At 68.5% G+C, this 21658-nt stretch carries 21 protein-coding genes; 17 read left to right on the forward strand and 4 right to left on the reverse strand.

All coding sequences use genetic code 11. The annotated features are described in order from the left end of the window. The first annotated feature begins 5 nt into the window (after positions 1-5). The 12 genes from DK26_RS06340 to DK26_RS06395 are packed head-to-tail and all read left to right on the forward strand — an operon-like array spanning position 6 to position 13288. Positions 6-2906 (forward strand): flotillin family protein, encoded by a 2901-nt coding sequence (locus tag DK26_RS06340; RefSeq protein ID WP_066469465.1) that lies wholly within the window; start codon positions 6-8, stop codon positions 2904-2906. A gap of 12 nt (positions 2907-2918) precedes the next feature. Next, entirely contained in the window at positions 2919-3356 is a 438-nt protein-coding gene (locus DK26_RS06345) for an SRPBCC family protein (RefSeq protein WP_066469468.1), read from the forward strand. Between the two features lie 4 nt (positions 3357-3360). Beyond that, positions 3361-3813 (forward strand): SRPBCC family protein, encoded by a 453-nt coding sequence (locus DK26_RS06350; protein WP_066469470.1) that lies wholly within the window; start codon positions 3361-3363, stop codon positions 3811-3813. A 1-nt stretch (position 3814) separates the two neighbouring features. Then, the gene (locus DK26_RS06355; protein WP_066469471.1) at positions 3815-4639 is read left to right on the forward strand and encodes an FAD binding domain-containing protein; all 825 of its coding nucleotides are present in this window, start codon (positions 3815-3817) and stop codon (positions 4637-4639) included. Positions 4640-4649: 10 nt separating this feature from the next. Beyond that, complete coding sequence (locus DK26_RS06360; RefSeq protein WP_066469477.1) at positions 4650-5132, forward strand: (2Fe-2S)-binding protein; 483 nt, start codon at positions 4650-4652, stop codon at positions 5130-5132. An 11-nt stretch (positions 5133-5143) separates the two neighbouring features. Then, positions 5144-6886, forward strand: a complete 1743-nt coding sequence (locus DK26_RS06365; RefSeq protein ID WP_066469478.1) for a molybdopterin cofactor-binding domain-containing protein — start codon at positions 5144-5146, stop codon at positions 6884-6886. Between the two features lies 1 nt (position 6887). Then, entirely contained in the window at positions 6888-7931 is a 1044-nt protein-coding gene (locus DK26_RS06370; protein WP_066469480.1) for a molybdopterin cofactor-binding domain-containing protein, read from the forward strand. Positions 7932-7935: 4 nt separating this feature from the next. Continuing rightward, complete coding sequence (locus DK26_RS06375; RefSeq protein WP_066469482.1) at positions 7936-8820, forward strand: MoxR family ATPase; 885 nt, start codon at positions 7936-7938, stop codon at positions 8818-8820. Further along, entirely contained in the window at positions 8817-9929 is a 1113-nt protein-coding gene (locus DK26_RS06380) for a VWA domain-containing protein (RefSeq protein ID WP_066469484.1), read from the forward strand. Before DK26_RS06375 ends, DK26_RS06380 begins: the two co-directional genes overlap by 4 nt. After that, a complete protein-coding gene (locus tag DK26_RS06385) occupies positions 9926-10807 on the forward strand; it encodes an amidohydrolase family protein (RefSeq protein ID WP_066469488.1) in 882 nt (293 codons plus the stop codon). Before DK26_RS06380 ends, DK26_RS06385 begins: the two co-directional genes overlap by 4 nt. 19 nt (positions 10808-10826) lie before the next feature. Then, positions 10827-11675 carry an N-acyl homoserine lactonase family protein gene (locus DK26_RS06390; RefSeq protein ID WP_066469491.1) on the forward strand — a complete coding sequence of 283 codons (849 nt, stop codon included), beginning with the start codon at positions 10827-10829 and terminating at the stop codon, positions 11673-11675. Between the two features lie 14 nt (positions 11676-11689). Further along, on the forward strand, positions 11690-13288 hold the full coding sequence (locus DK26_RS06395) for an isochorismatase family protein (RefSeq protein WP_066469493.1): 1599 nt from the start codon (positions 11690-11692) through the stop codon (positions 13286-13288). Between the two features lie 197 nt (positions 13289-13485). Here DK26_RS06395 and allE read toward each other — a convergent pair whose 3' ends face one another. From allE to DK26_RS06415, 4 genes are all read right to left on the reverse strand, one after another. Then, on the reverse strand, positions 13486-14286 hold the full coding sequence (gene allE / locus DK26_RS06400; RefSeq protein WP_066469495.1) for a (S)-ureidoglycine aminohydrolase: 801 nt from the start codon (positions 14284-14286) through the stop codon (positions 13486-13488). A 91-nt stretch (positions 14287-14377) separates the two neighbouring features. After that, the gene (locus DK26_RS06405; protein ID WP_066469499.1) at positions 14378-15643 is read right to left on the reverse strand and encodes an acetoin dehydrogenase dihydrolipoyllysine-residue acetyltransferase subunit; all 1266 of its coding nucleotides are present in this window, start codon (positions 15641-15643) and stop codon (positions 14378-14380) included. A gap of 9 nt (positions 15644-15652) precedes the next feature. Then, positions 15653-16627 (reverse strand): alpha-ketoacid dehydrogenase subunit beta, encoded by a 975-nt coding sequence (locus DK26_RS06410; RefSeq protein WP_066469501.1) that lies wholly within the window; start codon positions 16625-16627, stop codon positions 15653-15655. A gap of 2 nt (positions 16628-16629) precedes the next feature. Then, positions 16630-17616, reverse strand: coding sequence for a thiamine pyrophosphate-dependent dehydrogenase E1 component subunit alpha (locus tag DK26_RS06415; protein ID WP_066469505.1), 987 nt, complete (start codon positions 17614-17616; stop codon positions 16630-16632). Positions 17617-17876: 260 nt separating this feature from the next. On the opposite strand from DK26_RS06415, the gene DK26_RS06420 reads away from it, so the two are divergent. From DK26_RS06420 to DK26_RS06440, 5 genes are read left to right on the forward strand one after another with little or no spacing between them, the layout of a single operon-like run. After that, entirely contained in the window at positions 17877-18200 is a 324-nt protein-coding gene (locus tag DK26_RS06420) for an NIPSNAP family protein (protein ID WP_066469506.1), read from the forward strand. Between the two features lie 29 nt (positions 18201-18229). Beyond that, on the forward strand, positions 18230-19117 hold the full coding sequence (locus DK26_RS06425) for a hypothetical protein (protein ID WP_066469508.1): 888 nt from the start codon (positions 18230-18232) through the stop codon (positions 19115-19117). Next, the gene (locus DK26_RS06430) at positions 19114-19944 is read left to right on the forward strand and encodes an alpha/beta fold hydrolase (protein WP_066469511.1); all 831 of its coding nucleotides are present in this window, start codon (positions 19114-19116) and stop codon (positions 19942-19944) included. The genes DK26_RS06425 and DK26_RS06430 overlap by 4 nt, the downstream gene beginning before the upstream one ends. A 2-nt stretch (positions 19945-19946) precedes the next feature. Further along, positions 19947-20882 carry a 3-hydroxyacyl-CoA dehydrogenase NAD-binding domain-containing protein gene (locus tag DK26_RS06435; protein WP_066469513.1) on the forward strand — a complete coding sequence of 312 codons (936 nt, stop codon included), beginning with the start codon at positions 19947-19949 and terminating at the stop codon, positions 20880-20882. A gap of 22 nt (positions 20883-20904) precedes the next feature. After that, positions 20905-21657 carry an SDR family NAD(P)-dependent oxidoreductase gene (locus tag DK26_RS06440; RefSeq protein ID WP_066469515.1) on the forward strand — a complete coding sequence of 251 codons (753 nt, stop codon included), beginning with the start codon at positions 20905-20907 and terminating at the stop codon, positions 21655-21657. Position 21658 lies beyond the last annotated feature (1 nt).

Consider the following 21658-nt stretch of genomic DNA (forward strand, 5'->3'; position numbering starts at 1 on the left):
AGGACATGACGGGACAGCTGATCGGATCGCTGATCCTCTGGCTGATCGTGGCGGTGATCGTCATCGCCATCGTCGTCTATCTGGTGAACTGGCTCTATCGCCGCTCGTCGAAGGAGGTGTCCTTCGTCCGCACCGGCCTGTTCGGCGAAAAGGTGGTGATCAATGGCGGCGCCTTCGTGCTGCCGATCATCCACGACGTCACGCCGGTCAACATGAACGTGCTGCAGCTCGCCGTGACACGCGCCAACAACGACGCGCTGATCACCCGCGACCGCATGCGCGTCGATATCGACGCCGAATTCTATGTGCGGGTCAGGCCGCAGCGGGAATCGGTCTCGGTTGCCGCCGCGACGCTCGGCCGGCGCACCTTGCAGCCGGACCAGCTCAACGCCCTGCTGTCCGGCAAGTTCATCTCGGCGCTGCGCACCGTCGCCTCCGAGATGACGATGGAGGAGATGCACGAGCAGCGCGGAACCTATGTCCAGCGCGTCAAGGACGCCGCTGCCGAGGCGCTCGACCAGAACGGCCTCGTGCTGGAATCGGTCGCGCTCACCGATCTCGACCAGACCGACCTGCAGTTCTTCAACCCGTCGAACCGCTTCGACGCCGCCGGTCTGACGCGGATCATCGAGGAGATCGAGGACAAGCGGAAGCTGCGTAACGACATTGAGCAGGACTCGATGATCCGCATCCGCACCCGCAATCTCGAAGCCGAGCGCCAGGCGCTCGACATCGAGCGCGACAGCGAGGCGGCGCGGCTCGAACAGCAGCGCGAGATCGAGATCAAGCGCGCCGTGCAGCGGGCGGAAGTCGCCCGCGAGCGGGCAGCACGCGACACCGAGGCCGAGCAGGCGCTGATCTCCTCGCGCGAGGAGATCGAGAAGTCGCGCATCGCCAATGAGCGCGCGATCAGCGAGGCGCGGATCGCCTCCGAGCGCGATATCCGCCAGCAGGAGATCGCGCGCACGCAGGCCGTCGAGGAGGCCGAGATCGCGGCGCGCGAGACCGTCGAGAAGGCGCGGATCGCCAACGAGCAGACGATCAACGCGGCCCGCATCACCTCCGAGCGCGAAATCCGCCAGAAGGAGATCGAGCGCGCCAAGGTGTTGGAGGCGGCGGAGATCGCCGCTCGCGAAGAGACCGAAAAGGCCCGCATCCTCCAGGAGACGGCGGTGAGCGCCGAGCGCATCGCCCGCGAGCAGGAGGTGCGCAACCGCGAGATCGAGCGCACGCGTACGCTCGATCAGGAGGATATCGCGGCGCGCGAAGCGGTCGAGACCGCTCGCATCGCCCAGGACGAGCGCGTCCGCGCGCTCGGCATTGCCCGCAACCGGGCGCTCGACGAGGCCGAGATCGCAGCCCGCGAGGCGATCGAGAAGGCCCGCATCGCTCAGGATAATGCGATCACGGCCGATCGCATCGCCCTCGAACAGCGCAAGAGCCTGCTTGAGATCGGGCGCACCGAGGCGGTCGAGGCTGCCGAGATCGCCGCCCGCGAAAGCGTCGAGAAGGCGCGCATCGCGCAGGAGCGTACCGTCTCGGGCGAGCGCATCCGCCGCGACGAGGAGGTGCGCAACCTCGAGATCCTCCGCAATCAGGCGATCGAAACCGCCGAGATTTCGGCTCGCGAGGCCACGGAAGCGGCGCGCATCGCCCAGGAGAAGGCGGTTGCCGCCGAGCGGATCGCCGCCGAACTCGCAACGAAAGAACTGGAGATCAAGCGCAACACCGATCTCGACGCCGCCGAGCTGAAGCGGCGCGACTCGGTCGAGCGTCAGCGCATCGTTACCGAACTCGGGCTCGAGAAGGAGCGGATCGACTCCTCCAAGACCCGCGAGATGCTGCAGATCGCCCAGAAGAAGGCGGTCGAGGTCGCGGAGGAAGAGCGCGCCATCGCCGTCGCCGCCAAGAAGGTCGAGCGGACCGACGCCGACAAGACGCTGCGCCAGGCCGAGATCACGGCACGCCAGCAGGTCGAGACCGTCGACATCACCCGCGAGCAGGCACTGGAAGCGGTACGGATCGAGCGGCGCCGGGCCCTGGAGCAGCTGGAGATCGCCCGCAATCAGGCGCTGCAGGAGGCTCAGATCGCTTCGAACGAGGAGGTCGAGCGCGCGCGGATTTCGTCCGATCGCGGGCTGGACGAGGCTCGCGTCGGCCGGCAGCGCGAACTGCGCAAGCTCGAGATCGAGCGCGAGCGCGAGGTCGAGAGCGCTGCGATGGACAAGGCGATCGCGCTTTACGCCAAATCGCTGGAGGAATCGGCAGCGCAGGCCAATGCCGAGATCGCCCGCGGCAAGGCTGTCGAGGCCGAGGAAAAGGTCAAGACCATCCGCGAGAGCGAGGGCGCCAGGCGCCGGAAGACCGTCGAGGTCATGCTCGCCGAGAAGGCGGCCGAGGAATCACGCATCGCGGCCGAGGCCGACAAGGTCCGCAAGGCTGTCGACGCCGAGGCGCAGAAGCTGCTCTACGAGGCCGAGAACGTGCTCACCGACGGTGCCCGCTACGGGCTGTTCCGGCGCCGGCTGCTCGACCGGATCGAGGGCATCGTGCGCGAGAGCGTCAAGCCGATGGAGAAGATCGAGGGCATCCGTATCCTCCATGTCGATGGGCTCGCCGGCGGGGTGGGAGCGAGCGGGGCCGGCGGCGCGGCGCGCTCGCCGACCGACGAGGTGATCGAATCCGCCCTGCGCTACCGCGTCCAGGCACCGATGATCGACCAGGTGCTGAAGGAGATCGGCATCGAGGGCGGCAATCTCGCCAAGATGGGTGGCCTGATGCGCGAGGCGTCCGACATGCAGCGCGTCGCCAAGGAAGCGCAGCCGGCCAAGCCCAAGGGCGGCAGCTCTGGCGGCGGCTCCGGCGGAAGCGGCGGCGCCGACGGCGCGCCCGAGACGAAGGCTTGAGGACAGAGCATCATGGCCCGCGTCTACGTCTCCAGCGTCATCGCCGCCCCCGCCGCCAAGGTCTGGGCCCGCGTGCGCGATTTCAACGGCCTGCCGAACTGGCACCCGCGCATCGCGGAAAGCCGGATCGAGAACGGCGAGCCCGCCGACAAGGTCGGCTGCATCCGCGCCTTCAGCCTGCGCAGCGGCGACAGGCTGCGCGAGCAGCTTCTGGGTCTGTCGGATTACGACATGTTCTGCACCTATTCGATCCTCGACTCGCCGATGCCGCTGACCAACTATGTCGCGACGCTCAGGCTGACGCCGATCACCGATCAGGAACGCACCTTCATCGAGTGGTCCGCCGATTTCGACTGCGCGCCCGAGCGCGAGGCCGAGCTGGTCGAGGGGATCGGCACGAACGTCTTCCAGGGCGGGTTCGACGCGCTCAAGCGCGCATTCGGGGGATGAGGCCATGCCTCACGTCGTCCGCAGCACCATCATCGACGCGCCGGTGGACCGGCTCTGGGCGATCCTGCGCGATTTCAACGGCCATGATCGCTGGCACCCGATCGTCGCGCGAAGCGAGATCGAGCGCGGGCACCCTTCCGACAGGATCGGCTGCGTGCGTCGCTTCTCCCTGCAGGACGGCAGCGAGCTGCGCGAGCAGCTCCTGACCCTCTCGGATCTCGAAATGACCTTCAGCTATTGCCTGCTCGACACGCCGATCCCGCTCTTCAACTACGTCGCCCATGTCCGGCTGCTGCCAGTCACGGATGGCAACCGGGCCTTCTGGCACTGGGAGAGCCGCTTCACCACGCCGCCCGGCCGCGAGGCCGAGCTCGCGCGGATCGTCGGCGACGAGGTCTACACCAACGGCATCGAGGCGGTGCGCCGCCTGCCCGAACTGGCCAGGGAGGGCGTCTGACATGCTCGGCGTGAGAAGCTGCGCGACGATCGCCGAGGCCGCTGGCATTCTTTCCGGGGATCGCCAGGCCGTGCTGCTCGGCGGCGGTACGCTGGTGATGCGCGACGTCAATGAAGGGCGCCTCACCGAGGGCACGCTGGTGCGCATCACCGACCCCGCCTTCCGGCAGATGAGCACCGGAGGCCCGCGGATCGAGCTCGGCGCCGGCGTCACCATGGCGCAGGTGCTGGCCAGTCGCGAGCTCGCCTTCCTGCACCCCGCCGCACGCGCCATCGGCGGCCCGGCGATCCGCACCATGGCGACGGTCGGCGGCAATCTCTTCGCGGCCGCCCCCTATGGCGACTTCACGGTGGCGCTGCTCGCACTCGATGCGCAAATCGTGCTGCAGGCCGGCTACGGCACCGGGCGCGGCGTGCCGCTGGAAGAGTTCCTCGCCGGTCGCGATCGCGGCAGCGTCTCGGGACTGGTCGCCGGCGTTCAGTTCTCGCGGCCGGCCAATCCCGGCGAATTTCACTTCCGCAAGGTCAGCCGGGTCAAGCCGAAGGGCATTTCGGTGCTCTCCATCGCCGCCCATCTGCCTTTGCAGGGTGGGCGCGTCGCGCAGCCGCGCATCGCCTATGGCGCGATGGCGCCGACACCGATCCGGGCGCGCGGGGTCGAGCGGGTACTGGACGGCAAGGCGCTCGACGCCGCCGCGATCCAGGCCGCCAGGCAGGCCGCGCTCGAAGGCTGCCGTCCCGCCACCGACGCCATCGCGAGCGAATGGTACCGCCGCGAAGTGCTGCCCATCCATCTCGGCCGGCTGCTGGCCGGCGAGCCCCGCTGAGGAGGTCGCCATGGCCAAGATCCCGGTCCAGTTCCGGCTCAACGGCTCCGACCGTGCCGCCTTCGTCGACGCGCAGGAGACGCTGCTCAACACGCTCAGGCGCGGCCTCGGCGATTTCTCGCCGAAATATGGCTGCGGCCAGGGAACCTGCGGCGTCTGCTCCGTGCTTGTCGACGGCGAGCCTCAGCTTTCCTGCCTGACGCTCTCGGTCGCCTGCGAGGGCCGTCATGTCGAGACCGCCGCGGGGCTGGCCGACGGGCCGAACCTGCATCCTTTGCAGGCCGCCTTCATGGACCATTTCGCCGCCCAGTGCGGCTTCTGCACGCCGGGCATGCTGACCGCGGCACGCGCCCTGCTCGCGAAGAACCCGAGCCCGAGCCGCGACGATGTGATCGAGGCGATCAGCGGCAATATTTGCCGCTGCACCGGCTATGAGCCGATCGTCGCCGCGATCCTCGCCGCCGCCAGCGCGCCCGGCGCGCGCCGAGCCTGAGGAGCCTCGCCATGCTGGAAATGCGCAAGGACATCTTCGCCGACGAGCGCGACGACAACCTCAATGTGATCGGCAAAGGGCTGCAGCGGCAGGACGCGCCCGGCCATGTCACGGGGCGAACGCGCTATTTCGACGACCACGCATTCGAAGGAATGCTGCATCTCAAGGTGGTACGCAGCCCGCATGCCCATGCCCGTATCCGCTCCATCGACATCTCGGCGGCGGAGCGCGCGCCCGGCGTGAAGCGCGTGCTGCGCGGCGCCGACGTGCCGGTGAACAAGAACACGCTGCTCAGCCTGATCAATTTCGGCAAGGACGACGAACCGACGCTCGCCGTCGACAAGGTCCGCTACAAGGGCGAGCCGGTGGTCGCGATCCTCGCCGACAGCGAGGCGCAGGCGCTGGCGGCGCGGAAGCTGGTGCGGATCGACTATGAGCCGCTGCCGACCGTGTTCGATGTCGAGGAGGCGCTGAAGCCCGGCGCGCCCGTCGTCAACGAGACCTATCCCGGCAACTACTTCGAGTATCACGAGCGCTTCGACCATCAGAAGCTGCGCTTCGGCGATGTCGAGCGCGCTTTCTCCGGCGCCGACATCGTGATGGAGCATCGCTACCAGATGTCGCCGATCGAGCATGCGCCGACGGAGACCAACGGCACGATCGCCGCGCCCGAGCAGAATGGCCGCTTCGTCGTGCACTCCTGTGCGCAGGGCCTGTTCTTCGCGCTGGGAACCACCGCCAAGATCGTCGATGTCGAGTCGAACCGGTTGCATTTCATCGGCGGCACGGTCGGCGGCGGCTTCGGCGGCAAGGTCGACTCGCTGACCGAGCCGTTGGCGGTGCTCGGCGCGATGCTGACCGGCAAGCCGGTGCGCTTCGTCCTCGATCGCGAGGAGGAGATGCTCTACGGCTCGCCGCGCGGGGCGGAGCGCATCTACATCAAGGATGGCGTGATGCGGGACGGGCGCATCGTCGCCCGCTACATCCGCAGCTATTTCGACGCCGGCGCCTATACGCGGCTGTCGAGCTATGCGGCGATCAAGTGCACGGCGCATGTGCCGGGACCTTACTGGATCCCCAATGTCGCCTCCGACATCTACGTCGCCTACACCAATCGCTGCCCTTCGACTGCTATGCGCGGCTTCGGCGTCACCGCTGTCGACTTTGCGCTCGAGGTCCAGATGGACCGGCTCGCCGAGGCGGCGAGCATGGACCCGATGGAGTTCCGCATCCTCAACGCCTATCGCGACGGGGACATGAAGCCGCACAGGCGTGCGGCCAAGAACACGGCGCTGGTGGAATGCGTCCAGGTCGCCGCTGAGAAGGCGAACTGGCCGCTCTCGGAACAGGCCAAGCGGCAGTCCTCGCTCACAGGCGGCGCCGGCGAGCGCGGCCAGATCCCGGCAACGACAGTCGACACCAAGGGGCAGATCGGGCGGCCCGAGACGCGAACGGGAACGGCCACCCAGACGCTTCCGGCCGGAACGGCACGCATCCCGCTCAGCAAGCAGCCGGTGATGGAAGGGGCTCGCGACGGACGGGCCGCGCCGACGCAGGTGCCGCGCTACGAGCCGGCCCGGCCGGCGGCGGCTGCGACACCTGCCTATGCACCGCCGCCCTATCAGCCGGCCAGCCCTCCGGCTGCACCGTCCTACCAGCCCGCGCCGCCGCCGGTTTCGGCACCGGCCTCCCCGGCCCAGACGCAGCACGGCGCGGTGCGGTTCTCTTCCGTCTTCGGCACGAGGAGGCGCTGACATGGCCCGTCACGAAGGCAGGGGCATGGCCTCGGTCAACTATCCGATCGGCATGAATCTCGGCGGCGACCCGAGCCAGGCGTTGATCCACTCCAACCCGGACGGCAAGTTCACCGTCGCGCTCTCGGCGATCGACCTCGGCCAGGGCATGAAGCAGGTCTCGCGGCAGATCGCGGCGGAGACGCTGGGCGTGCCGATCGAGGACGTCTTCGTCGATACCGCCGACAGCGACACCGGCCCGCACGATATGGGCTCCTTCGCCTCGCGCGGCACGCACCGCATGGGCAACGCCATCATCGTCGCGGCGCGGGAGGCGCGCGGCGTCCTGCTGGAAGCGGCGGCCGAGGAACTCGAGGTCAATGCCAGCGACCTCGTCACCGACGGGCGCGGCAACATCCATGTCCGCGGCGCGCCCTCGAAGACGATCACGGTCAAGGCGACGGCGCAGGCGGCCCAGTTCAAGCAGGGCAAGACCATTGCCGGGCGCGGCATCTTCCTGATCCCGCTCTCGGCCGTCGATGCCGAGACCGGCGAGATGAACCCCAACACCGCCTTCGCCCATGCCTGCCTCGTCGCCGATGTCGCCGTCGATGATGAGACCGGCGAGGTCGAGGTGCTCAGGATGACCAGCGCCTACGAGCTCGGCCGGGTCATCAATCCGCGCATGGTCGAGCAGCAGCTGGTCGGCGGCGCCTGGATGGGCATCAGCCACGCGCTCTACGAAACGCCGGAGCCGTACTATCCCAACCCCGAGCATGGACCGCGCGACTTCAACGAGTATCTGATGCCGGGCCCGGGCGAGATCGCGCCCTATCACGTCACCGTGCTGGAGCGGCCGGCGCCGGACGGACCGTTCGGCGGCAAGGGGCCGGGCGAGATGTGCGCCAATCCGGTGCTGCCCGCGATCGCCAACGCGGTCTACAACGCCGTCGGCGTCAGGGTCGACGAGTTGCCGATCACGCCCGAGAAGATCCTGCGCGGCATTAAGGCCAATGGCGGCGCCAAGCCCGGCCCGCGCCGCGGCGGCCCGGTGAACTGGCGCTGACGCGATGGCCTTGCGCACGACCGTCGCCGGCATCTCAAGCCCCGAGGACCTCGCCGAGGCCCTGACGGCGGCGATGTATCTCGCCGATGACGGCATCGCGACGGCCGGCTACCTGTCGCTCGCGCTCGGCAAGCCGCTGCTGCTCGAAGGCGCGCCCGGCGTCGGCAAGACCGAGGCCGCCAAGGCGATCGCCGGCATTCTCGGCCGGCAGCTGATCCGCCTGCAATGCTTCGAGGGCATCGACGCCTCGGCGGCGCTCTATGAATGGAACTATCCGCGCCAGATGCTGGCGATCCGGCAGGCGCGCGAGGGCGAGGTGCTCGACATCTACCGCGACGACTTCCTGATCGAGCGGCCGATGCTGACCGCTTTGCGGCGCCCCGAATCCATCGTCCTGCTGATCGACGAAATCGACCGCTCCGACCATGAGTTCGAGGCCTTCCTGCTCGAATTCCTCTCGGATTTCTCGATCTCGATCCCTGAGCGCGGGACGCTGCGCGCGCCCGAGCGGCCGGTCGTCGTGCTGACCTCCAACCGCACCCGCGAACTGCACGAGGCGCTGCGTCGGCGCTGCGTCTACCACTATATCGCCTATCCCGAGCCCGAGCGCGAAGCGCAGATCATCATGCTGCGTTCCTCGGCGGTGGCGGAAGGCACGGCGCGGGCCGTCGTCCAAGCGGTCGGCCTGCTCAGGCAGGAACCGCTGGCCAAGCCGCCGGGCGTCGCCGAGGCCGTCGACTGGGCCGAGGCCGCGACGGCGCTCGCACAGAGCGGCGCGCCCTGGCCGGAAGCCTTCCGGCGCTCGCTCGGCACCGCGATCAAGGACGAGGAAGACCTCGCACATCTGCGCCCGCGCCTGCCGCTGTTCATCCCGGGACTAGCGGCATGATCGAGCCTCTCCCCGCCGCCGCCCGGCTCTTCGTTTCCTTTCCGGCGTTGCTGCGCCAGCACGGCATCGCCGTCGCGCCCGAGCAGACCGTCTCTTTTCTCAGTGCGATCGAGCTCCTGGGGCCGCGCAGCCTGGAGCATATCCGCAAGGCGGCCGTTGCGACGCTGGCGCCGCATCCGGAGCAGCGCGAGCGCTTCGAAGCGCTGTTCGATGCCCATTTCCTCGGTGCCATCGCCGAACCCGGCGACGAGGACTTCGCGCCCGATGACGACGTCTCGGTGCAGGAGGACAGCGGCTCCCGCGAGGTCCTGCTCGGCGAGGAGATCAACGAGACCGGCCAGGCTGCGACCGGCGCGGAGGCGCTCTCGGTCCGCCTGCTAAAGCCACTCGACGAGAACGAGACGCTGCGCCGCTTCGGCCGGGAGCTGCCGGCAGCGCTGCCGCGCCGCCGCGGCTATCGCCAGCGTGCGGCACGCCGGGGCGCGACCGTCGATCTGGCGCGCAGCCTGCGCGATGCGATCCGCCATGACGGCGAGGTGATGAGCCTCAAGAAGCTGCGCCGGGTCACGCGGGCGCGGCCTATCCTGCTTCTCATCGACGTCTCCGGCTCGATGAAGCAGCGCAGCGACGCCAATATCGCACTCGCCCACACCGTCGTGCAGTCCGTTCCGCATGCCGAGGTCTTCACCTTCGGCACGAGGTTGACGCGTCTCACCAAGGCGCTGCGTCGCAAGCGCCGTGAGCACGCGCTGGCCGATGCCGCCGGGCTGGTGGCCGACTGGGATGGCGGCACCCGCATCGGCGATGCGCTGCTTGCTTTCCTCGCCGTGCCGCGCTTTGCGGCCTATGCGCGCGGCGCCGTCGTCGTCGTGCTCTCGGACGGGCTGGAGCGCGGCGATCCGGCGGCGCTCGTGACGGCCGTGGCGCGGCTCAGCCAGCGTGCCCACCGCATCGACTGGCTGACCCCGCTCGCCGCGGATCCGGAGTACCGGCCGGAGACGGAGGCGCTGCGCCTGATCGCGCCCCAGCTCGCCAGCCTCGGCAACGGCGCCAGCACGGCGCGCATCTGCCGGCACATTCTCTCGCTCGGAGGCCTGCAAGCAGCATGACCGGCTTCGTCGATTCCCATTTCCACATCTGGCGGCAGGCGGACCTGCCCTGGCTTGTCGGGCCGATGCAGCCACGCATCTTCGGGCCCTATGAGCCGATCCGGCGCGACTATCCGGTCGCCGAATATCTCGACGATTGCCGGCCGGCCGGCGTGACTGAAGCCGTCTATGTCCAGGCAAACTGGGCGCCGGCGCGCCATCTCGAAGAGGTCGAGTACGTCTCGCGCGCCTCCGACGAGAGCGGCTTCCCGATCGCCATCGTCGCCTATGCCGACATGCTGGTCGATGATGTCAGGTCGCAGCTCGATGCGCTGGCCGCCAATGGCCGCGTCCGCGGCGTGCGCATGCAACTGCACTGGCACGAGAACACGCTCTACCGCTTCGCCAGCGGACCCGACCTGGCACGCGATCCGCGACTGGTCGCCAATATCGGGCGGCTCGCCGCGTACGGCTTCAGCTTCGATCTCCAGGTCTTCGCCGGCCAGATGGCGGGCGCGGCCGAGCTCGCCGCCGCCTGCCCGAAAGTGACCTTCGTGCTCCAGCACGCCGGCATGCTGGAGGACCTCTCGCCGGAGGGCATCGCCGCCTGGCGGGGCGGCATGAGATTGCTCGCCGCCCAGCCCAACATCACGAGCAAGCTCTCCGGCCTCGGAACTTTCCTGCGCCGCAACGACCCGGAGCATGTGCGCTTCATCGCCGAGCAGACCCTGGCGCTGTTCGGCGCCGGCCGCTGCCTGTTCGGCTCCAATTTCCCGATCGAGAAGCTCTGGACGACCTACGCCGAGCTGATCTCGGCGCATCTTGCGGCGGTGCCGGAAGGCGACCGAGGAGCCGTGTTTAACGAGACCGCGAGGCGGGTCTACCGCCTAGGCCAATAGATTCAGGGGAGGCATGTCCATGGCGCTCGAAATCAAGATCCTCGACTACGGCGATATCGAGCTGGAATCGAGCTTTCTCGTGCTCGGCCGCGATTGCGGCCGCACCCGCCGCGTGCCGACCTATGGCTTCCTGATCCTCGGCGGGCCCTGGCCGGTGGTGGTCGACACCGGCTACCGTCACAACCAGATCATGGAGAGCCTCGGCATGCGCGGCCTCCAGTTCCACGAGAACATGATCGAGAACCAGCTCGCGAGGCACGGCGTGCGAATGGGCGATGTGCGCTATGTCATGCACACCCATCTCCATATCGACCATGCCGGGAAGGACGAGCTCTTCCCGATGAACACGACCGTGCTCGTCAACCGCCGCGAGCTCGAATACTCGGTCTCCGGGCTGATGCACCCGCAATATCCGGCGCCAGACATCAAGCACCTGATCGACCGCCTGCACACCCGCGATGCGCTGCGCTTCGAGGACCTCGAGCTCTCGGGAATGATCGAGCTCTTCCCGGGCTGCTATCTCGAAGCCGCCGGCGCCCATACCGAGGGCTCGATGAACGTCCATGTCGACACGGCCGAGGGCCGCGCCATCATCTGCGGCGACGTGATCTACGACTTCAACGATCAGATCGTGACGCCCTTCCACGAACTCCACGCCAACGAGCCACGCACGACCGGCAATCACGGCGTCTCGAAGCGCGAGGAGAAGGCGGCGATCAAGAAGCTGCTGGCGACCGGCAAGTTCCTGCTGCCGGTGCACGACAAGCCGGCCAAGATCGCCCATGGTCAGGTCGTCGGGCGCATGGACATGGCCGTGCCGGGCCCCGTGGTGCAGTCGCTGCCGCCGCGCAACTGGTTCGCGGCCTGAGCGAGGCCCGCGCGATGACCACGCACACCGCCATCCACCCGCAATTCGCCGAGCTAGTCGATCTCTGGGCGCCGGTCCGCCAGCTCGGCAGCGGCTTCCAGTTCTGCGAGGGGCCCGTCTGGCATCCGCAGGAGCAGCATCTGCTGTTCTCGGACATGCCGGGGGATGTGCGCCGGCGCTGGGACCGGAGCGGCGTACACGAGGTCATGCGGCCGGCGAACAAATGCAACGGCATGACCTATGATGCCGAGCTCAACCTGATCGTCTGCGAGCACGCGACCTCGAGCCTGGTTCGCGAACGGCCGGACGGGCGGCGTGAGGTGCTGTCCTCGCATTTCGAGGGCTCGGAGCTCAACAGCCCGAACGACGTGGTGGTGAAGTCGGACGGGGCGATCTATTTCTCCGATCCCTGGTATGGCCGGATGCCCGTCTTCGGTGTCGAGCGGCCGCGCCAGCTGGGTTTCCAGGGCGTCTACCGCATTCCTCCGGGCGGCGGCGAACCGCAGCTCGTGGTCGACCGCTACCTGTTCGACCAGCCCAACGGGCTCTGCTTCTGTCCGACGGAAGACCGGCTCTTCGTCAACGATACCGTCCAGCACAATATCCGCGTCTTCGACATCCTGCCGGACGGGCGGCTCGGCCCGCCGCGCATCTTCGCCTCAGGCATCGTCGGGGCCGAGCCCGGCGTTCCCGACGGTATGAAATGCGATGCCAAGGGCAATCTCTGGGTCACCGGCCCCGGCGGCGTCTGGGTGTATACGATCAAGGGCGAGCTGATCGGCAAGCTGCGCGTGCCGGAACTCGTCGGCAATCTCGCCTGGGGCGGGCCGGACTGGCGCACGCTGTTCCTGACCGCGAGCCATTCGCTCTACGCGATCGACACCAAGGTCGGCCCGCGGCCCGAACCTTTCATGAAGCCACGCGCCGGCGCCGACCGCGCACGCCAGGCCGACGCGGCGCCGGCCGCCAGCGTCTCGCGCAACGGCACGAACAAGGCGGCGCCCGGCTACCGGCTCGAGCCCTCGCGCTGCGCGCTGCTGATCCAGGACATGCAGAACGACGTGGTGATGGAGGGCGGCGCCTTCGCCGCCTCAGGCTCGCCGGCACATTGCAAGGAGCAGAACGCCATCGGCAACGCAGCAAGGCTGGCGCAGGCGGCCCGCATGCGCGGCATCCCGGTGATCCATGTCTGGTTCGTGGTCGAGCAGGGCACGCCGGGCGTGACCATGAACGCCCCGCTCTTTGAGGGGCTCGCCGATGCCAATGCGCTGGTCCGCGGGACCTGGGGCGTGGCGCCGGTGCCGGGGCTGGAAGCGCAGGGCGGCGATCACGTCGTCGAGAAGCAGCGCATGAGCGCCTGGGAGGGCACGCGGCTCGAGACGGTGCTGAAGGCGCTCGGCCGCGACATCGTCATCGTCACTGGCGCCTGGACCAACATGTCGATCGAGCACACCGCCCGCACCGGCGCCGACAAGGGCTATTTCATGGTCGTGCCGGAGGACGCCTGCTCGACCATGAATGCCGAATGGCATACCGCCTCGGTCAATTACGCGCTGCAGAACGTCTGCGTCGTGACCGATGTCGACGCCGTCATCGCCGCAACGGACACGTAAGCCGATCGCAGCAACGCGGCCTGCATCGGCACTGCCGCCGGTCCTGCGTACCGGCGTCACCAGTGCCCCTCATGGAGAGGTCGCATCGGCAACGGAGTCGCCGATCGGTCATTGGAGGCCAATCTCGCCAAGGCGGCCGCGACAGTGCTGTAGGAGCTTGCCCCCCGCCTGTTCGCGGACCCATTTCTGGCGCTGGCTCAGAGCGCAACGTCGCGATTGACGTTCTTGTAAAGCAGGTAGCAGGCGTCGCTGTAGCCGGTCGGGTAAAACTGCTGCGGGCAGAAGCCGCCCATCCAGATGAAATCCTGCGCCCAGATTTCGTGCCAATCCTGTCCGAGCAGGTAGAGCCCCTGCCCTTCCAGCATATAGAGGCCATGCTCCATCACATGGGTTTCGACGGCGGGGAAGCAGACGCCCGGCTTGAACCACATCAGGTTCATCTCGAAATCGAAGCGCATGTCGCCATAGGGCAGCAGGAACTGGAAGCCTCGCCCTTCCATGCCCGTATGGTTCGTCATCGGCACGGCGTCCTGATGCGACAGGATCGGCTCCGGTGGCGTCAGGCCGGGCGCAGGCTCATACCGCTTGCGCAGCGTCAGGACGCGCGCCGTCTCGGCCGTCTCGTTGCGCAAGGTGAATGGTGTGCCGGGCGGCAGATAGGAGAAGCCGCCGGCCGTAAGCCGCTTCGGCGCGTCGTCTCCGATGCCGAACGTCACTTCTCCTATCAGCACATAAAAGAAGTGCTGGATGCCCGCCTCCCGGAACGGAGCCGCGTTTCCGCCTCCGGGCGCCACCTCGAGAACGTACTGGGCGAAACCGGCCCCGAGCACCGGAGCTGCGAGGACACGCGCGATCGTTCCCTCATACTGCGGCAGGCGGCTGACCAGCACGCCCTCCGGCGGCATGAAGGCGTAGTTTCGCCGAACGACGCCACGATTATGGCCAATCGCTCCTGCCGGAACACGACCGGCAGCAGCCGGAAATTCACGCTGTTTCATCGCGACTCCTGACATTCGACAGGCCTGCATATCACCTAAGCCTGACAAGGCGGGCCCTGATCACGACGGAGAGGTGAGGCCTGCCGCTCGATCAGATCACGCTGCGAACACATTGCCCGATAAGGCGCGCCACGAGCTCCCCTGCTTCGACATGGGGCATATGCCCGACGCCCTTAAGCCTGTGGCAGGCGACATGGCCCGGCAGATCGTTCTGGTGCGCATGCGGGATGATGCCGTCGGCGCTGCCCCAGATAACCTTGAGCGGCCCGGAGAAGCGGCCAAGGTCGCCGGCGATCCGGATCGCTTGCGTTCCGTCCGGGAAGAGCGTCTGGGCGACTTCGGCCTGGGCCGCTCCGACGCCGCAGCGTTCGCGCTCGCGCAGCACGGCCTGAGCGTAGCCGCGCGGCAGCGTTGCGGCGTCGCCGACGAGGCGGTCGAGCCAGGGCTGCAGGCCTTCCGGGGTACGGGCCGTGAGGAAGCCGGCCAGGAAAGCTCCGTCGATCTCCGGGCCTAGGCCGGCCGGGGCGATCAGGGTGAGCGAGCGGACACGGACAGAGAGATTGCCCGACAGAACCGCCGCGACGGCGCCGCCGAGCGAATGCCCGACGAGGTCGCACTCGCTCGCGCCGCTGGCTTCGATCTGTTCGAGAACGGCTTCGGCGAGACCGTCCAGCGAGGGCTTCGACAGGGCCGCGGTGCGGCCATGGCCCGGCAGTTCCGGGGTCAGTACCTGGCGGACGCCATCGAGATGCGGCCGGAGCATGTTCCAGGCGGCGGCATTGGCGCCGAAGCCGTGGATCAGGACGAGCGGCGCGGCGGTCGTCGCCGGCATCGCGGAAGCCGGCCGGGCTGGCGGCGCAATCGCGGCAGCCGGAACCGGCGCGCACTCGCGCAAGGCCCGCTCCACGTCGCGGCTCTTGATCCGCCCGCCCGGCCCGCTACCGGTCAGCTCCGCCGGATCGAGCCCAGCCTGGCGTGCAAGGCGGCGTGCCAGAGGCGAGATGCTGATGCGCCGGCCGACCTCGCCGCTGACCACGATAGCGGGCATTTCCGGCGTTGCCGGAGCCGGCAGCGGGACTTCGACCATTGTCACGGCCTGCGGTGCCGATGCCGGAAGGCTGTCGGCGATACGGCCGAGCACGGCGCCGATGCCGACCTCCGCGCCTTCCGGAGCCAGGATCTCGGCGAGCACGCCGTCGCGCTCGGCCTCGATCTCGGTCGCGGCCTTGGCGGTCTCGACGACGACGACAACCTCGCCGACCTTGACGGGCTCGCCGAGCTTGGCCGACCAGGAGACGACGGTCGCGCTTTCCATGTATTCGCCGGCGCCGCCGGCGAGCGTGATGTCACCCGACATATCCACTCCTCAGGCCAGCGCCCGGCGTGCCGCCGCCGCGATCTTGGCGGCATCGGGCAGGACGGTGCTTTCCAGCGGCTCGCTGTAGGGAATCGGGATGTCGTGGGTCGCGACGCGCTCGACCGGGGCATCGAGATCGTCGAAGCAGCTTTCCATGATCGTCGCGCTGAGCTCGGCAGCATAGCCGCAGAAGCGCCAGCCCTCGTTGACCACGACGGCGTGGTGCGTCCTGGCGATCGAGGCCCGGATCGTGTCGCGGTCGAGCGGGCGCAGCGTGCGCAGGTCGACGACCTCGGCCGAGATGCCTTCCTTCGCCAGTTCCTCGGCCGCCTTTAGGGCGTCGACCACCATCTTCGAGGACGCGATGATCGAGACATCCGTGCCGGCGCGGGCAATGCGCGCCTTGCCAATCTCGACGAGATGTTCGCCGTCAGGCACCTCGTCACGGGTGTTGTAGAGCAGCTTGTGCTCGAGGAAGACCACCGGATGGTCGTCGCGGATCGCCGCCTTGAGCAGCCCCTTGGCGTCGGCCGCCGTCGCCGGCGCCACGACCTTGATGCCGGGGATGTGCGCGACCAGCGCGTCGAGGCTCTTGGAATGCTGCGCCCCGGCGCCGGCGCCGCCGCCGCCCTGCGTGCGCAGCACGAAGGGCATCGTGACCTGCCCGTTCCAGATGTAGTTGTAGATCGAGGCCTGGTTCATCAGCGCATCGACGCTGAGCGGCAGGAAGTCGGCATACATGATCTCGAGCACCGGCCTAGTGCCGGCCATCGCCGCCGTCACCGCCATCGCGGTCAGCGTCTGCTCGGAGATCGGCGTATCGCGAACGCGCTCCGGCCCGAACTCCTCCATCAAATCCTTGGAGACCTTGAAGACGCCGCCATAGACGGCGATGTCCTCGCCCATCAGCCAGACGGATGGATCGCGCTGCATCTCCTCGCGCAGAGCCGCACGCAGCGCCTCGGCATAACGCATCATCGCCATGGTCAAGCTCCCGCGACGGTGTAGGGCGCGCTCGGCGCATGGTCGGTGAAGGTGGGTAGCGGATCGCTCAAGGCGCGCTCTACCGCGGCATCGACCTCGGCACGCGCTTCCGCGGCGATCGCGTCGAGACGCTCGGCCGCGATGCTGTCGGCCAGCACGGCGCGCGCCAGCACGATCGGGTCGCGCTCGCGCCAGGTGGCGAGGTCCTCGTTCTTCTGGTAGCCGCCGACATCGCTCGTCGAGAAGCCGACCATGCGATAGGTCTTGGCCTCGACCAGAGATGGCCCCTCGCCGCGCCGTGCCAGCTCGACGGCGGCGCCGACGGCGCGGTGGACGGCGATCACGTCGTTGCCGTCGACGATCTCGCTCGGCATGCCGTAGCCCGCCGCACGTACCGAAAGGTCGGGCACAGAGGACTGCGTCGAGTGATGCGCGGTCAGCCCGTACTGGTTGTGCTCGAGCACGAAGACGACGGGCAATTTCCACAGCGCCGCTATGTTCATCGATTCGTGGCAGATGCCGGTCTGCGCGGCGCCGTCGCCGAAGATGCACATGGCGACGCGCTGGCCGCCATCGGCCCGGTTCTTCATCTGCAGCGAGACGGCAAAGCCCGTCGCCGCCGGAATGCCGCCGCCGACAATGGCGTTGCCGCCGAGCAGGCCCTTCTGCATGTCGGCGATCAGCATGTGCCCGGCGCGGCCGGCGCAGGCGCCGGTGACGCGGCCGAGGATCTCGGCGACGATCGGATGCATGCCGACACCCTTGCCGACATAATGCGCGTGGCCGCGATGGGTGCTGGTCAGCAGGTCCTCATCGTCGAGCATCGCGGTCGCGCCGATGCCGACCGCCTCCTGGCCGTCGCAGCGATGGATCGGCCCGCGCGTCTTGCCGGCCTTGTGCAGTTCGCCGAGCCGCTCCTCGAGATGGCGAACCGCCACCATGCGTCGCAGCATCTCGAGCTGCTCCTCGACAGTCGGTGAGTTCTTCATCGCCAGCCTTCTCCCCGCGTCGCGCACCATCGCCCGCTCTCGAGCAAGCAAGCGCGGCTCCGACGCCATGCCTTTTGCCGACAGGGACCCTAGCGCAGTCGTCGGCGCAGCGCTATAAGTGTCTACACAAGATAATGCAGTCTTGCAGCGAGCGGCAAAACCGGCGCGCGGCGGCAGGCGGCCATGCCCGATCGCGAGCAGCGGCGGGCGTTGCCATCGGACAGAACGGGCGGCTTTCCGCCGGAACATGGAGAAGGACGATGATCTTCGACCACCGCGTCTATACGGCCCGCCCGAACCGCCTGAACGACTTCCTGAAGCTCTATGAGGATGTCGGACTGCCCATGCAGCGCCAGTATCTCGGCGAGCCCTTCGGCTTCTTCCAGACCCATATCGGCGACCTCAGCCGGGTCGTGCATCTCTGGAAGTACGACAGCCTGGCCGATCGCGAGGCGCGCCGTGACGCCATGGAGGCCGATCCGGCCTGGCAGGCCTATCGCCGCCAGGTGGTCGAGGCCGATCCACTGCTCGACATGCGCAACCAGATCCTCAAGCCGGTCTCGTTCTTCAACCCGAAGGGCTGAACCAGCCCGCTCCGCGCCGGACGCCATTCATGAAACTCGACTTTCACATCGGCGACACGCGCTGGCGGATCGCCTGTGATACCGCCCGGGCGCCGCGAACCCTCGCGGCGCTCAGCGCGACGCTGCCGGCGGCACTGCAACTGCACACGCCGAAGATCGCCGGCCAGCACATCTACTGGCACGCGCCCTTCGTCGAGGACGCCGAGGGCGGCGTCGATGTGATGGAGGCACAACCGGGCGCCTTCCTGTACTGGCCAGCCCGGCAATTCCTCGAGCTGATCTTTGCGCCGCTCCAGGCCGAGACGGCCGAGGTGACGCTGCTCGGCCGGATCGAGGGCGGCTTGCCGGAACTGCAGGCGCTAGGCCTGAAGCTGCGCGAGCAGCACGGGCGCCGGCTGTTCGCCGGCAGCCTGAGGCCTACCGAAACCGCCCCGCAGGCGGCCGCGCCTGCCTCACCTTTGCCGGCTGATCTCGTTGCCCTCAGGCAAAGGCTCTGGGACGCCTCGCCGGCCGATATCGAGAGCCTGCTGGCCTCGCGCGCGACCATGCACCCGGCCGGGCCGCTCTTCCTCGCCGAATCAGAGGCTCGCATCCTGCACGAGTTGCTCTGGTGGGTGCGCGGCGGCCTCTCCCGGGAAGAGCCGCAGATCTCGCGCCGCATCGCCGCCCTGGCCTGCAACAAGGCCGGAACGAGGCTGCGCGACTTCTGCCATCTCGGCGAAAGCGCGGCTGGGATCTTCGCCCTGGAGGCAGCGTTTGGCCGCGAGGAGCTTCCGCTCGCCGAACTGACAGACGAAGCGATCCTCTGCGCCGGCCGGCTGGCGGCCTGGCTCGATCTGCGCATTCCGTGGTCGGCGGTAAACGAGGCCGCGAGATCGGCCCTCGACAAGGCCGGCGCCGAGGCGAGCGCGTCATGAACACCGCACTCGCCTCCCTCCCCGATGGTGGGGCCCTCGCCTACACGGTCCGCGGCGAAGGCCCGGCGCTCGTGCTGATCTCAGGACTGGGCGGGCTGGCCTCGTTCTGGAGCGCGTTCGCTGAGGTCTGCGCCCCGTATTTCCGGGTCGTCACTTACGACCATCGCGGCGTCGGCCGCTCCTCGCCGCTGGAAGGGCCGACCAGCATCACCGCGATGCGCGAGGACCTGATCGGCCTGCTCGACCATCTCGGCATCGCCAGTGCCGCCATCCTCGGCCATTCGACCGGTGGCGCGATCGCGCAGAGCCTGGCGCTTTCGCACCCTGGGCGCGTCTCGCGGCTGGTGCTGTCGGCGACCTTTGCCCGCCCCTGCGCCTATATGCGCCGGCTCTTCGCCGGGCGGATCGAACTGCTCGACCAGCTCGGCATCGACGCCTATCGCCGCCATGCGGTAACGCTGCTCAACGCCCCCTACTGGCTCGACGCGAACGACGCCATCGTCGACGCCGAGCTTCAGGCAGCCGCGGCGCGCTCGAAGCCGACCGATGCGGCGGTGGTGCGCGAACGCATGCTCGCCGTGCTCGGTCATGACGCGCAGGACCAGCTGGCGCAGATCGCCGCCTCGACGCGCGTCGTGGTCGCCGCCGACGACATCGTCACGCCCGCCTATCTGTCGCAGCGCCTCGCCGACGCGATCCCACAGGCCGAGCTGCGACTGCTGCCGCGCGGCGGCCATTACGCGATGCGTGCCGAACCCGCGCTCTACCGCGAGGCGGTGCTGGATTTCCTGCGCGACGGGCTCCCCGCCGCCGAGACGAGGACATGACCATGGACATCACCCCTGAGCGCGGGCCGATCGGCGTCGTCGGGCTCGGCACGATCGGCCAGCGCTGGGCGGCGACCTTCGCCCATCACGGCTACGAGGTCTCCTGCTACGATCCCGATCCGGAGCGCTGGCAGGCTTTCCAGGCACTGCACCCGGCGCTGATCGACGATCTCGAGCGGCTGGCGCCGGCGCGGGTCGCGCGCGGTCCCATCCGCTTCTCCAGCGATCTCGGCAAGGCCCTCTCCGGTGCCGCCTTCATCCAGGAATCCGGCCCCGAGCGCCTCGACCTCAAGCAGGACCTGCTCGCTGCGATCGAGCGGCATGTCGGCGAGGATGTGGTGATCGCCTCCTCATCCTCGGCACTGCTGGTCTCGGAGATGCAGGCGAAATGCGCCCGGCCGCAACGCGTCGTTCTCGCCCACCCGTTCAACCCGGTCCATCTGATGCCACTGGTCGAGATCGTCGGCGGCCGCGACACGGCGCCCGAGGTGGTGGAGCAGACCCGCGCCTTCTACGAAGCGCTCGGCAAGAAGCCGGCCGTGTTGCGCAAGGAGGTCACCGGCCATCTGGCGCTGCGCCTGATGGGCGCGATGTGGCGCGAGGCGATCGCGCTGGTCGAGAGCGGCGTCGCCAGCGCCGAGGACGTCGACCGCGCCTTCTGCTACGGCCCCGGCCCGAAATGGACCCTGCAGGGCTCGTTCATCTCGAACCACCTCAACGCCGATGGTATCGAGTCCTTCCTGACCAAATACGGCAAGACCTATCAGGACATCTGGGACGATCTCGGCGACGCGAAGCTGCAGCCGGAGACGATCACGCGCGTCTCGCGCGAGGTTCGCGAAGCGATCGGCGAACGCAGCGACGCCGAATTGCGCAACCAGCGCGATGCCGGCCTCGTCGACCTGCTGCGCGTGATGACGCAGCGCGCCGCCCTCTGATGACCGCAACGGGAGCCCCCGCATGGCCACGCAATTCGCCTACCGCACAGCGCTCGTTACCGGCGCCTCGCGCGGCATCGGAGCCGCGATCTGCCGCCGACTGACCGGGCTCGGCATGACCGTCTACGGCGTCGCCCGCAGCCGCGAGGCGCTCGACGGCGTCGTTGACGAACTCGGCGTCGTACCCGTCGTCGCCGATGTGCGTGACGCCGACGCCATCGTCGCCGGCCTGGCCGGCGCCGAGATCGACGTTCTCGTCAACAATGCCGGCATGGTCGCGACGGTGAAGCCGCTCTACGAACAGAGCGCCGAGGAAATCGCCGAGACGATCGCGGTCAACCTGACCGCGCCGATGCTCCTCATGCGGGCCCTGCTGTCAGGCATGGTCGCGCGCCGGCGTGGCCATGTCGTCAACATCACCACCACGGCTGCGCGCGGCGTGCTCGCCGGAACCTCGGCCTATGGCGGCGCCAAGGCCGGCCTGTCCCATGCCTGCCGCTCGCTGCGCTACGATCTCGCCGGCAGCAATGTGCGGATCACCGACCTGGCTCCGGGACGCGTCGAGACCGAGATTTATCTGCGCGCCTTCGGCGGCGACCGCGGCAAGCTGCACGACACGATGTACGGCAATGTCCGGGCCTTGCAGCCGCAGGACATCGCCGAGACGATCGCCGCCGTGCTCAGCCTGCCGCAGCATGTCGACGTCACCGAGATCGAGATCTCGCCGACCGACCAGGCCGTAGGCGGCCATGTCTTCAAGTCCGTGCAGGGCTGAG

The organism is Allobosea sp. WAO (assembly GCF_001509835.1).
Classification (GTDB): Bacteria; Pseudomonadota; Alphaproteobacteria; order Rhizobiales; family Beijerinckiaceae; genus Allobosea.